The sequence below is a fragment of the Kitasatospora sp. NPDC040550 genome (genome assembly GCF_055594965.1).
Genome location: NZ_JBVIWC010000013.1, coordinates 25,380 through 38,938, shown reverse-complemented (window position 1 = coordinate 38,938; position 13,559 = coordinate 25,380). Strand labels below are relative to the sequence as shown.

At 72.9% G+C, this 13,559-nt stretch carries 5 protein-coding genes; 3 read left to right on the top strand and 2 right to left on the bottom strand.

Annotated elements, in window-relative coordinates:
* Window positions 1–1,755: an NAD+ synthase gene (locus ACZ58X_RS20260; protein ID WP_470334997.1), complete on the bottom strand. Its 1,755-nt coding sequence runs from the start codon at window positions 1,753–1,755 to the stop codon at window positions 1–3.
* A 175-nt stretch (window positions 1,756–1,930) separates the two neighbouring features.
* Between ACZ58X_RS20260 and glnA the strand changes: the two genes are divergently transcribed.
* Entirely contained in the window at window positions 1,931–3,292 is a 1,362-nt protein-coding gene (gene glnA / locus ACZ58X_RS20255; RefSeq protein ID WP_375892633.1) for a type I glutamate--ammonia ligase, read from the top strand.
* A gap of 164 nt (window positions 3,293–3,456) precedes the next feature.
* A complete protein-coding gene (locus ACZ58X_RS20250) occupies window positions 3,457–6,483 on the top strand; it encodes a bifunctional [glutamine synthetase] adenylyltransferase/[glutamine synthetase]-adenylyl-L-tyrosine phosphorylase (RefSeq protein ID WP_470334996.1) in 3,027 nt (1,008 codons plus the stop codon).
* 65 nt (window positions 6,484–6,548) lie between these two features.
* On the opposite strand, the gene ACZ58X_RS20245 is transcribed toward ACZ58X_RS20250, so the two are convergent.
* Window positions 6,549–7,514: a phosphatase PAP2 family protein gene (locus ACZ58X_RS20245; protein WP_470334995.1), complete on the bottom strand. Its 966-nt coding sequence runs from the start codon at window positions 7,512–7,514 to the stop codon at window positions 6,549–6,551.
* Between the two features lie 317 nt (window positions 7,515–7,831).
* Here ACZ58X_RS20245 and pulA point away from each other — a divergent pair, with 317 nt between their 5' ends.
* Window positions 7,832–13,345, top strand: a complete 5,514-nt coding sequence (gene pulA / locus ACZ58X_RS20240; RefSeq protein ID WP_470334994.1) for a pullulanase-type alpha-1,6-glucosidase — start codon at window positions 7,832–7,834, stop codon at window positions 13,343–13,345.
* Window positions 13,346–13,559 lie beyond the last annotated feature (214 nt).

Sequence of the window (13,559 nt, the reverse complement as noted above, 5' to 3'; positions counted from 1 at the left end):
TCAGCCGCGCCGCCAGCGGTTGGTGATCGGCAGCCGGCGGTCCCGGCCGAAGTTCTTCACCGAGATCTTCGGGCCCGGCGGGTACTGGCGCCGCTTGTACTCGGCGGTGTCGACCAGCCGGACCACCCGGTCCACCACGGCCGGGTCGAAGCCCGCCGCGACGATCGCGTCCCGGCCCTCGTCGCCCTCGATGTAGCGGTCCAGCACGCTGTCCAGCAGGTCGTAGTCGGGCAGCGAGTCGCTGTCCACCTGGTCCGGCCGCAGCTCGGCGGACGGCGGTTTGACGATGGTGTTCTCCGGGATCGGCGGCACCTCGCCGCGCCGCTCGGCCTCCTCGTTGCGCCAGCGGGCGAGGCGGAAGACCAGTGACTTGTAGACGTCCTTGATCGGGCCGTAGGCACCCACCGAGTCGCCGTACAGGGTGGAGTAGCCGACCGCCAGCTCGCTCTTGTTGCCGGGCGCGAGCACGATGTGCCCCTCCTGGTTGGAGATCGCCATCAGCAGGGTGCCGCGCAGCCGGGACTGGAGGTTCTCCTCGGCCAGGCCGGTCAGCTCGGTGGCGTCCAGGTAGGCGTCGAACATCGGGGCGATGGAGACGGTCCGGAAGTGCAGCCCGGTGCGGCGGGCCAGTTCGGCCGCGTCGTCCCGGGAGTGCTGGGAGGAGTAGCGGCTGGGCATCGAGACGCAGTGCACGTGGTCGGCGCCGAGCGCGTCCACCGCGATCGCGGCCACCAGGGCCGAGTCGATGCCGCCGGAGAGGCCGATCAGCACCGAGCGGAAGCCGTTCTTGACCACGTACGCCCGGGTGCCGGAGACCAGCGCGGCCCAGATCTCGGCCTCGTCGGACAGTCGGGGCGCGATGGCGGCGGCGGGCGGGCCGGCCGGCACCGGGGCCGGCGCGTCGCTCAGTTCGGTGCGGACCAGGTGCAGCCCGTCGCTCAGCAGCAGGCCGTCGGTGTGGTCGCTGCCGGCGGCCGGCAGGTCGAGGTCCAGCAGCACCAGGTGCTCCTCGAACTGCGGTGCGCGGGCCAGGACCTCGCCGTCCGCGCCGACCACGATCGAGTCGCCGTCGAAGACCAGCTCGTCCTGGCCGCCGACCATGTTGACGTACGCCAGGGTGCAGCCCGCCTCGGCCGCGCGGCGCTGCACCAGCTCCAGCCGCTGGTCGTCCTTGTTCCGCTCGTACGGCGAGCCGTTGACGACCAGCAGCAGGCCGGCCCCGGCCTCGCGGGCGGCGGTGACCCGGCCGCCGTCCTGCCAGATGTCCTCGCAGATCGCCAGCGCGACGTCCACCCCGTGCAGCCGCAGCACGGGCAGCTGGTCGCCGGGGACGAACCAGCGGTACTCGTCGAAGACGCCGTAGTTGGGCAGGTGGTGCTTGGCGAAGCGGGTCACCACCTCGCCCCGGTGCAGCACCGCGGCGCAGTTCTGCGGCGACCCGGCGGGGCGGCCGAAGCGCGGCGAGGCGTGGTCGGAGCGCCCGAGGTAGCCGACCACCACCGGCACCTCGCCCAGCCCGTCGTCGGCCAGCCGGGCGGCCAGCTCCACCAGGGCGCCGCGGGAGGCCTCGACGAAGGAGCCGCGCAGCGCGAGGTCCTCGACCGGGTAGCCGGTCAGGGCCATCTCGGGGAACGCGACCAGCTGGGCGCCGGCCTCCACGGCCTGCTTGGTCCAGCGCACCACCTCATCGCTGTTGCGGTCGAGGTCACCGACCCAGGGGTCGATCTGGCTCAGGGCGAGACGGAGAGTGGGCATGCTCCGAAGTCTAATCGTCTAACTGACGCAATGTCCTGCGAGGACGAGCCCCAGGGGGGTCGGCCCTGCCGTGCCGGGCGGGGATCGGCCATGATGGGGGCAATCGCTCGACGAGGTCTTTCGGGGGCCTCCCGGGCGTAACACGAGCGTAAAGAGCAGAGGTGAGACTGTCCCCATGGGCAAGCAGCAGCAGTTCGTGCTTCGGACGCTCGAGGAGCGTGACATCCGGTTCGTCCGGCTGTGGTTCACCGATGTGCTCGGGTTCCTCAAGTCGGTGGCGGTGGCGCCGGCCGAGTTGGAGCAGGCCTTCGAGGAGGGCATCGGCTTCGACGGCTCGGCGATCGAGGGATTCGCCCGGGTGTACGAATCCGACATGATCGCCAAGCCGGATCCGACCACCTTCCAGATCCTGCCGTGGCGCTCGGAGACCCCGGGCACCGCGCGGATGTTCTGCGACATCCTGATGCCGGACGGCTCGCCCTCCTACGCCGACCCCAGGTTCGTGCTCAAGCGCACCCTGGAGAAGGCCTCCGACCAGGGCTTCACCTTCTACACCCACCCCGAGATCGAGTTCTTCCTGTTGAAGAACCTGCCCGGCGACGGCACCGCGCCGATCCCGGCCGACCAGTCCGGCTACTTCGACCACACCCCGCGCGGGGTGGGCCACGACTTCCGCCGACAGGCCATCACCATGCTGGAGTCGATGGGCATCTCGGTCGAGTTCTCGCACCACGAGGGCGCCCCCGGCCAGCAGGAGATCGACCTGCGCTACGCCGACGCGCTGTCCACCGCCGACAACATCATGACCTTCCGCCTGGTCATGAAGGAGGTCGCGCTGGAGCAGGGCGTGCACGCGAGCTTCATGCCCAAGCCGTTCTCCGAGCACCCCGGCAGCGGCATGCACACCCACCTCTCGCTGTTCGAGGGCGACCGCAACGCCTTCCACGAGTCCGGCGCCGAGTACCAGCTCTCCAAGGTCGGCCGCTCGTTCATCGCCGGCCTGCTGCGGCACGCCGCCGAGACGGCCGCCGTCACCAACCAGTGGGTGAACTCCTACAAGCGGATCTGGGGCGGCTCCCAGCGCACCGCCGGCGCCGGCGGCGAGGCCCCCTCGTACATCTGCTGGGGCCACAACAACCGCTCGGCGCTGATCCGGGTGCCGATGTACAAGCCGGGCAAGCAGGGCTCCACCCGGATCGAGGTCCGCTCCCTGGACACCGGCTGCAACCCGTACCTCGCCTACGCCGTCACCCTCGCGGCCGGCCTCAAGGGCATCGAGGAGGGCTACGAGCTCCCGCCCGGCGCCGACGACGACGTGTGGGCGCTGACCGACTCCGAGCGCCGCGCCCTCGGCATCCAGCCGATGCCGCAGAACCTCGGCGAGGCCATCGACCTGATGCAGCGCAGCGAGCTGGTCGCCGAGACCCTGGGCGAGCACGTCTTCGACTTCTTCCTGCGCAACAAGCGCCAGGAATGGGAGGAATACCGCTCCGAGGTGACCCCGTTCGAGCTGCGCAAGAACCTCCAGGTGCTCTGAGCAGGTGCTCTGAGCGGCGGGTCCGAACCCCTCCGGCCCCGCCGCCGCCCGCCCGGGCGGCGGCGGGGCCGTCGTCACGGGGGCGGTCCACCCGGCGGTCACGCCCGGCGCGGGGCCGCCGGGGCGCGTAACCTGCCTGCGGGGGCGGACGGATGGAGGGGCCGATGGCGGTGGAGGAACAGCGGGCCGGGAGCCGGGTCAGCCGGCCCGAGATCAGGCTGGTCCGGCGCGGGTTCACCGATCCCGCGAAGGCGGTGCGCCTGCTGGACGGCCCCGGGCTGGAGGGCCTGGCCGACGACCCGGTGCTGCTGGACGCGCTCGGCGCCACCGCCGACCCCGACCTCGCGCTGCTGGGCCTGGCCCGGCTGCTGGAGGCCGCCGACGAGGCCGAACGGCACACCCTGCGGGACACCCTCACCACCTCCAAGCCGCTGCGCGACCGGCTGCTCGGCGTGCTCGGCGTCTCCACCGCGCTCGCCGACCACCTCGCCCGGCACCCGCACGACTGGCACGCGCTGGTCACCTTCGAACTGCGCGACATGCACCCCGGGCCGGCGGACTTCCGCCGCGCCCTCGCCGAGGGCGTCCGGGGCACCGACCGCAGCCCGGAGAACGCCCTGCGGATCGCCTACCGGCGCTGCCTGCTGGCCATCGCCGCCCGCGACCTCACCGGCACCACCGACCTCGCCCAGACCGCCGCCGAACTCGCCGACCTGGCCGGCGCCACCCTCCAGACCGCCCTGGACCTCGCCGCCGAGCAGGACCCGGAGGCCGCCGCGGCCTGCCGGCTCGCGGTGATCGGGATGGGCAAGTGCGGCGGCCGCGAACTCAACTACGTCTCCGACGTGGACGTCATCTTCGTCGCCGAGCCGCGCGAGGGCGTGGACGAGCACGCGGCCGTCAAGGCCGCCACCCGGCTGGCCGCCGCGCTCACCCGGCTCTGCTCGGACACCACCGGCGAGGGCACCATCTGGCCGGTGGACGCCAACCTGCGCCCGGAGGGCCGCAACGGCCCCCTGGTGCGCACCCTGGCCAGCCACCTCGCCTACTACCAGCGGTGGGCCAAGACCTGGGAGTTCCAGGCCCTGCTCAAGGCCCGTCCGGTCGCCGGGGACGCCGAGCTCGGCGCCGCGTACGTCGAGGCGCTCGCCCCGATGGTCTGGCAGGCCGCCGCCCGGGAGAACTTCGTCACCGACGTGCAGCAGATGCGCCGCCGGGTGATCGACTCCATCCCGGCCCCCGAGGTCGACCGCCAGCTCAAGCTCGGCCCGGGCGGACTGCGCGACGTCGAGTTCTCCGTCCAGCTGCTCCAGCTGGTGCACGGCCGCACCGACCCGGCGCTGCGCAGCGGCAACACCCTGGAGGCGCTGGCCGCGCTCTCCCGCGGCGGGTATGTCGGCCGGGCGGACGCTGCCTCGCTGGACACCGCGTACCGCTTCCTGCGCTCGCTGGAGCACCGCATCCAGCTGCACCGGCTGCGCCGCACCCACCTGATGCCCACCGCCGAGGAGGACCAGCGCCGGCTCGCCCGCTCGCTCGCCGCGCTGATCAACGACGACACCCGCTCCGACCCGGTGGCCGCGCTGCAGCGCGAGTGGAAGCGGCACGCGGTCGAGGTGCGGCGGCTGCACGAGAAGCTGTTCTACCGGCCGCTGCTCGACGCCGTCGCCGAACTGCCGCCCGGCGCGGCCGGGTTGACCCCGGAGGCGGCCCGGGCCCGGCTGGAGGCGCTCGGCTACACCGACCCGGCCGCCGCGCTGCGGCACATCAGCGCGCTCGCCTCCGGGGTCAGCCGCAAGGCCGCGATCCAGCGCACCCTGCTGCCGGTGCTGCTCGGCTGGTTCGCCGAGTCGGCCGACCCGGACGCCGGGCTGCTCAACTTCCGCCAGGTCTCCGACGCGCTCGGCCGCACCCCCTGGTACCTGCGGCTGCTGCGGGACGAGAGCGCCGCAGCCGAGCAGCTCGCCCGGGTGCTGTCGGCCGGCCGGCTCGCTCCCGACCTGCTGCTGCGCGCCCCCGAGGCGGTGGCCATGCTGGGCGACCCGCAGGGCCCGGTGCCGCGCGGCCGGGCGGCGCTCCAGTCGGAGATACTGGCCGCCGTCGGCCGGGCCGGGTCCGCCGCCGCCGCCGTGGCCGCCGCCCGCTCGGTGCGCCGCCGGGAGCTGTTCCGGACGGCCGCCGCGGACGTGCTCGGCCGGCTCGGCGACGACCCGGCCGAGGCGCTGGACGTCGCGGGGGAGGCGCTGACCGCGCTCAACGCCGCCACCCTCCAGGGCGCGCTGCGCGCCTGCGTGGCCGGCTGGGAGGCCGAGCACGGGGGCCTGCCGACCCGGATCGCGGTGATCGCGATGGGCCGCTTCGGCGGGCACGAGCTCGGCTACGGCTCGGACGCGGACGTGCTCTTCGTCCACGAGCCGCTGCTCGGCTCGCTGGAGCAGGACGCGGCCAGGGCCGCCCAGGCGGTCTGCAATGAGCTGCGCACCCTGCTGGCCGCGCCGTCCACCGAGCCGCCGCTGCTGGTCGACGCCGACCTGCGGCCGGAGGGGCGCAGCGGCCCGCTGGTGCGCACCCTGGCCTCGTACGCGGCCTACTACCGGCGCTGGTCGCACGCCTGGGAGAGCCAGGCGCTGCTGCGGGCCGAGCCGGTGGCCGGGGACGAGGAGCTGGGCGCGCGGTTCCGGCAGCTGATCGACCCGCTGCGCTACCCGGGCACCGGGGTGCCGGAGCGGGACCTGGTGGAGATCCGCCGGATCAAGGCGCGGATCGAGGCCGAGCGGCTGCCGCGCGGTGCCGACCCGACCACCCACACCAAGATCGGCCGGGGCGGGCTGGCGGACGTGGAGTGGACGGTGCAGCTGCTCCAGCTCCAGCACGGGCACGAGGTGCCGGGCCTGCGGACCACCCGGACCAGGGCCGCCCTGGCGGCGGCGGTCGGGGCCGGGCTGGTGGAGCCGGCCGACGCGGAGGTGCTGGAGGCGGCGTGGGTGCTGGCCTCCCGGGTGCGCTCCGCGGTGATGCTGGTGCGCGGGCGGCCGGGGGACAGCTTCCCCGGGGAGGCCCGGGAGCTGGCCGGGGTGGCCCGCTACCTCGGGTACGGCGCCGGGCACAGCGGGGAGCTGGTGGACGACTACCGGCGCACCACCCGGCGGGCCCGGGCGGTGGTGGACCGGCTGTTCTACGGGTCGGCCTGACCGGCACGCGAGAGGGGCCCCTGGATCAGGGGCCCCTCTCGCGTCGGTCGTTCCCCGGCCGTCGGCTAGCGCCGTGCGCTGCTGACCGCGGGCTCGCTCCACTGCTCCGGCACGGTGACCGGCTCCTCGGCCTGCTCCCGGGCGGGCACCTGCGGCAGCTTGTAGACCCACTCGTGGTAGAGCCAGCGGGCGGCCAGGAAGCCGACCGTCAGGCAGATCTCGCCGCCGACGGCGTCCATCCAGAAGTGGTTGGCGGTCGAGATGATGACCACCAGGGTGGCCGCCGGGTACATCAGTCCGAGCACCCGGACCCAGGTCCGGCGGGCCAGGAAGAAGATCGTCAGGCCGCACCACATCGACCAGCCGATGTGCATCGAGGGCATCGCCGCGTACAGGTTGGAGACGTGCGCGGCGGGCCCGGAGGCGAACGAGCCCCAGGTGTGGTGGGCCTGCACGGTGTCGATGAAGCCGCCGTCGGTCATCAGCCGCGGCGGGGCCAGCGGGAAGAAGTAGAAGCCGACCAGGGCGATCCCGGTGGTGACGAACAGCACCGTGCGGGCGGCGACGTAGCGGCCCGGGTGGCTGCGGTAGAGCCAGACCAGCACACCGATGGTGATGATGAAGTGCAGGGTCGCGTAGTAGTAGTTCATCCCGGTGATGAGCCACCCGACGCCGTCCACGGCGTGGTTGATCGAGCGCTCGACCGCGATGCCGAGGTCCTTCTCCAGGTCCCAGATCCAGCGCGCGTGCTTCTGGGCTATCGCCTCCTGCTCCGGGACGGCGTTGCGCACGAGCGAGTAGAGCCAGTAGCTGATCCCGATCAGGGCGAGCTCGAACCAGATCCGCGGTCGGGCCGGTGAGCGCCGCTGGTCCCGGATGCGGCCGCGCAGGGCGGCGGTGCGGGTCTGGGCGGCACGGGTGGCTCCTTCGGGCAGCCGGGCCGGCGTGGCCTCGGTCGCCTCGGAACCGCCACCGTGGGCCGCGTCGGCGCGCCGGGCGTCGCCTCGCTGGATCTCGGTCGGTTCCCCCATGGACGAGAAGTCTGCCAGACCACTCGTAGCCGTCTGCTCATCCTCTGGAAGTGGATTCTTCACCGGCTGTCCCCCTCCAGGGGTAGGGGGCGGATCCCACCGGGGTAGGGGGTGCGGTCGGGTCTGGTGCTTACCGGTGGGACGGACATACGTCCCATTGTCACGCGCTCGGCCGTTCGAGCGTAACCGGGGTGGCCGGGCGGGCCGGTGGCCTGGAATTTCCCGGGACGAAACGCTTTCTGCATCTTGCTGAAACAGATTGCAGGCCGCTAGCTTCCTGGGAAATCGATCGCCCCTTCCCCTAAGGGAGCCCCTCAGTGGCCGATACGCCGCTCCGCCCCCGACGGAGCAGTCCTCCCCGCGGACCCGCCCGCAGACCCGGCCGCACGGCCGTCCTGCTGGCCGCCGCGCTGACCGCCGCCACCCTCGGCGGCGCCCCCGCGGCCCTCGCCGCCGCCCCGCCGCCCCCGCCCTCGGACGCCGCCCTGGCGGCCACCGCCGGACGGCACGACCTCACCCGCGAGCAGTTCTACTTCGTCCTGCCCGACCGCTTCGCCAACGGCGACACCGCCAACGACACCGGCGGCATCACCGGTGCCCGGCTGGACAACGGCCTCGACCCGACCGACAAGGGCTTCTACCACGGCGGCGACCTGGCCGGCCTGATCCAGAAGCTCGACTACGTCCAGAACCTCGGCACCACCGCGATCTGGCTGGCCCCGATCTTCAAGAACAAGCCGGTGCAGGGCAGCGGGGCCGACGCCTCGGCCGGCTACCACGGCTACTGGATCACCGACTTCACCCAGGTCGACCCGCACTTCGGCACCAACGACCAGCTCAAGGAGCTGATAGCCAAGGCGCACGCGCGCGGCATCAAGGTCTTCTTCGACGTCATCACCAACCACACCGCCGACGTCATCGACGCCGCGGAACAGCAGCACTCCTACCGGTCCACCGGCGCCTACCCGACCCTCGACGCGGACGGCAACCCGGTCGACGAGACCGCGGTCGCCGACGCGGGCGCCCCCTGGCCGAAGATCACCAAGGACTCCTTCCCCTACACCCCGGTCCTGCGCAAGCCCGCCGACGCCACCGCCAAGACCCCGTCCTGGCTCAACGACCCGGCGCTCTACCACAACCGGGGCGACTCGACCTTCGTCGGCGAGTCCGCCACCGAGGGCGACTTCAACGGCCTGGACGACCTCGACACCCAGAACCCCAAGGTGGTCAAGGGCTTCGAGCAGGTCTACCAGCAGTGGGTCAAGGACGCCGGGGTGGACGGCTTCCGGATCGACACCGTCAAGCACGTCGACATGGCCTTCTGGCAGCAATGGGCGCCCGCGCTCAAGGACTTCGCCGCCAAGCAGGGCAACAAGAAGTTCTTCATGTTCGGCGAGGTCTACTCCGGCGACCCGGCCGTCACCTCGCCCTACGTCACCAAGGGCAAGCTCCAGGCCACCCTGGACTTCCCGTTCCAGGGCGCGGCCCGCTCGTACGTCTCCCAGGGCGGCTCGGCGCGCGACCTCGCCGACGTCTACGGCCAGGACTACCGCTACACCAGCGCCGACACCGACGCCTACGAGCTGCCGACCTTCCTCGGCAACCACGACATGGGCCGCTTCGGTTCCTTCCTGCTCGCCGACAACCCGGGCGCCGACGACGCCACCCTGCTCAAGAAGGACCGGCTCGGCAACGAGCTGCAGTTCCTCACCCGCGGCCAGCCCGTCGTCTACTACGGCGACGAGCAGGGCTTCACCGGCGCGGGCGGCGACAAGGACGCCCGGCAGGACATGTTCGCCTCGAAGACGCCCTCCTACAACGCCGACCGGGTGCTCGGCGGCCCCTCGGGGGCGGCCGACCGGTACGGGCAGGGCGGCGAGCTCTACCAGGGCATCGCCGGCCTGGCGAAGCTGCGCCACGACAACCCGGCGCTCGCCGACGGCGCGCAGATCCAGCGCTACGCCGCCGACGGCCCGGGCGTGTACGCCTTCTCCCGGATCGACGCCGCGCAGCAGGTCGAGTACCTGGTGGCGGTCAACAACGCCACCGAGGCGAAGACCGTCACCCTGGACACCTTCTCGGCGGGGATGGGCTTCGACCCGGTCTACCCCGCCGCCGGATCGCGGATCACCAGCGGCGCCGACCGCAAGGTGACCGTCACCGTTCCGGCGCTGTCCTCCGTCGTCCTCAAGGCCGGCGCCCGGCTCGCGCCGGTCGCCGCCGCGCCACAGCTGTCGGTGCGGCCGCCGGCGGACGGTTCGACCGGGCTCGTGACGATCGGGGCGAAGACGGACGGCGGCTTCGACCGGGTGACCTTCGCCGCCCAGACCGGCAACGGGCCGTGGCAGACGCTCGGCACCGCCGACACCGGGACGTACGCGGTGACCCAGGACCTGGGCGCCGTCGCCCCCGGCACGGTGGTGCGCTACAAGGCCGTCGTCCAGGACTCCAGCGGCCACCTGCGCTCCGCCACCGCGAGCTTCACCACCGGCACCCCCGCGCCCAAGCCGGTGCCCACCGCCGGCGCCCGCCCGTACGCCGTCGTCCACTACAACCGGCCGGACGGCGACTACGACGGCTGGAACCTGTACGCCTGGGGCGACCTCGCCGACGGCGAGGGCACCACCTGGCCCGCCGGACACCCCTTCACCGGGCGGGACGCGTACGGCGCCTTCGCCTACGTGCGGCTCAAGCCCGGCGCCTCGGACCTCGGCTTCATCGTGGAGAAGAACGGCGCCAAGGACGTCGACGCCGACCGCCACCTCGACCTGGGCAGCAGCGGCGAGGTGTGGTTGAAGCAGGGCGACCCGACCGTCCGCACCACGAACCCCGGCCCCACCAGCAGCCCGCCCGCCGACACCGCCGTCATCCACTACAACCGGGCCGACGGGAACTACGACGGCTGGGGCCTGCACGACTGGACCGGCGCCGCCGCCCCCACCGACTGGGGCAAGCCGCTGCTGCCGGTGCGCCGCGATGCCTTCGGCGCCGTCTTCGAGGTGCCGCTCGCCCCCGGGGCGACCAGCCTCAGCTACATCCTGCACAACGGCAACGACAAGGACCTGCCCGCCGACCAGTGGCTGGACTTCGCCGTCAACGGCAAGGAGGTGTGGATCCTCGGCGGCCGCGAGGGCTACCTGCTGCCGCAGAACCCGGCCGCCGCCTCGCAGCTGGACCTCGGCAGCGCCAGGGCCCAGTGGATCGACGCGCGGACCGTCGTCGTACCCGCCGGTTACGGCGCCACCGACCAGGCCCTGGCCGGCGGCACCAGCGCCCAGCTGGTCTACGACCCCGAGGGCGGCATCCGCGCCGACAAGGGCGTGCTGTCCAAGCCCGGCACCTGGATCCGGCTCACCCCCGTCGCGGGCGGGCTGACCGACGCCCAGAAGGCCGCGTACCCGCACCTGGCGGGCTACCGGGCCTTCACCGTGGACAACCGGGACACCGCGCGCGTCCCGGCCGCGCTGCGCAGCCAGCTGCTGTTCACCGAACACCTGCCCAGCGGCGCCGTGCTGGCCGGCACCGGGGTCCAGACCCCGGGCGCACTGGACGACCTGTACGCCCGCCGCACCGGCAAGGTGGACTTCGGCCCGGCCCACTACGACGGCAAGGTCGCCCTCTCGCTCTGGGCGCCGACCGCCCAGCAGGTGTCCGTCCAGGTCTTCGACAGCGCCACCGGGGGCACCCCGCGGACGCTGCCGATGAAGCTGGACGACGAGACCGGGGTGTGGGAAGTCGTCCGGGACCGCAAGGAGTTGGACGGCAAGTACTACCTGTACCAGGTGAAGGTCTGGGCGCCCTCGGTGCAGCAGCTGGTGGTCAACACCGTCACCGACCCGTACTCGGTGGCGCTCTCCACCGACTCCAGGCGCAGCCTGGTCGCCGACCTGGACGCCAAGGAGCTCAAGCCGGCCGGGTGGGACGACCAGGCCCGCCCGAAGGCCGTCCCGCCCGCGCAGCAGCAGATCCAGGAACTCCACGTCCGGGACTTCTCGGTGGAGGACACCAGCGTCCCGGCCGCCGAACGCGGCACCTACCTGGCGTTCACCGAGTCCGACTCGGCCGGGATGCGGCACCTGCGCGACCTCGCCAAGGCCGGGGTGACGACGGTGCACCTGCTGCCGACCTTCGACATCGCCACCATCCGGGAGAACCGGGCGGACCAGAAGCTGCCCGCCTGCGACCTCAAGTCCCTGCCCCCGGACGGCCCGAAGCAGCAGGAGTGCGTGGCGGCCGTGGCCGCCGACGACGCCTACAACTGGGGCTACGACCCGCTGCACTACAACGTGCCGGAGGGCTCGTACGCCACCGAGCCGAACGGCACGGCCCGGACGGTGCAGTTCCGGCAGATGGTCCAGGCGCTGCACGCGGCCGGACTGCGGGTGGTGCTGGACGTGGTCTACAACCACACCGCCGCCGCCGGCCAGGCCGACCACTCGGTGCTCGACAAGGTGGTGCCCGGCTACTACCAGCGGCTGGACGCCGACGGCAAGGTGACGACGGACAGCTGCTGCGCCGACACCGCGCCCGAACACGCCATGATGAACCGGCTGGTGGTCGACTCGGTGACGCTCTGGGCCAGGGAGTACCAGGTCGACGGCTTCCGCTTCGACCTGATGGGCCTGGACCCGAAGTCCACCATGCTGGACGTGCAGGCCGCGCTGCGGAAGATGACGCCCGAGTCGGACGGCGTGGACGGCAGGAACGTCTTCCTCTACGGCGAGGGCTGGAACTTCGGCACCGTCGCGAACAACGCCCGGTTCCCGCAGGCCACCCAGGCCAACATGGCCGGTACCGGCATCGCCACCTTCGACGACCGGCTCCGCGACGCCGCCCGCGGCGGCAACTTCATGCTCGGCTCCGCGCCGCAGCAGGGCTTCGCCTCGGGCCTGTACACCGACCCCAACGGCTCGGCCGCGAACGGCAGCCCGCAGGAGCAGAAGGCCCGACTGCTGCACCAGATGGACCAGTTGAAGGTCGGGCTCACCGGCAACCTGGCCGGCTACTCCTTCACCGACAGCTCGGGGAAGGCCGTCACCGGGGCGCAGGTCGACTACAACGGCTCCCCGACCGGGTACGCGGCGAAGCCGGGCGAGGCGGTGGAGTACGTGGACGCCCACGACAACACCGACCTGTTCGACGCGCTCGCGTACAAGCTGCCGACCACCACCGCGCCCGCCGACCGGGCCCGGATGCAGGCGCTCGGGCTGTCGTTGACCGCGCTCACCCAGGGCGCGGGCTTCGCCCAGGCGGGCAGCGACCTGCTGCGCTCCAAGTCGCTGGACTCCAACTCCTATGACTCGGGGGACTGGTTCAACGCGATCCACTGGGACGCCTCGCAGGGCAACGGCTGGGGCCGCGGCCTGCCGCCGGCCAAGGACGACCAGGAGCTCTGGCCGACCGCCGGGCCGCTGCTGGCGAACCCGCGACTGACCGTGGGAGCGGCCGACATCCGGGCGACCACCGCGCAGTTCCAGGAGTTCCTGCGGATCAAGCAGTCCTCGCCGCTGTTCTCGCTGCCGACCCTGGCCGACGTCCAGCAGCGGCTGTCGTACCCGCTCTCCGGCACGCCCGGCGAGACGCCCGGGGTGATCACCCTGCACCTGGACGGTACCGGGCTGGCGGGGGCGGCGAAGGGCATCACCGTCGTCTTCAACGCCACGCCCACCGCGCAGGCGCAGACCGTGGCCGCCGCGAAGGGGACGAGCCAGGCGCTGCACCCCGTCCAGGCGGGCGGGGTGGACCGGGTGGTGCAGCAGTCCGGCTTCGACCCGGCCACCGGCACGTTCACCGTGCCGGGTCGCACCGTGGCGGTGTTCGTGCAGGGCTGATCCCGCCGGCCCCGGTTCCCGGGCCCCGCACCGCCGTCCGGGCGGAGCGGGGCCCGGTTCCGTTCCGGCCGGGCGCTGCGGGGCCCGGTTCCGTTCCGGCCGGGGAATGGCCGGAAACCGGCGATGGCACGGCCGGAAGTGTGACGTGCCGCCCCGGTGCGGCGCTGCCGGGCCCCGGTCGGGGCGGGCACCGGCCCTGACCGCTGGTCAGTCA

What these genes read in the sequence shown, in the direction of transcription:
- ACZ58X_RS20260 (WP_470334997.1), bottom strand. Translation starts at nt 1,755, where the DNA reads ATGCCCACTCTCCGTCTCGCCCTGAGCCAGATCGACCCCTGGGTCGGT.
- glnA (WP_375892633.1), top strand. Translation starts at nt 1,931, where the DNA reads ATGGGCAAGCAGCAGCAGTTCGTGCTTCGGACGCTCGAGGAGCGTGAC.
- ACZ58X_RS20250 (WP_470334996.1), top strand. Translation starts at nt 3,457, where the DNA reads ATGGCGGTGGAGGAACAGCGGGCCGGGAGCCGGGTCAGCCGGCCCGAG.
- ACZ58X_RS20245 (WP_470334995.1), bottom strand. Translation starts at nt 7,514, where the DNA reads ATGGGGGAACCGACCGAGATCCAGCGAGGCGACGCCCGGCGCGCCGAC.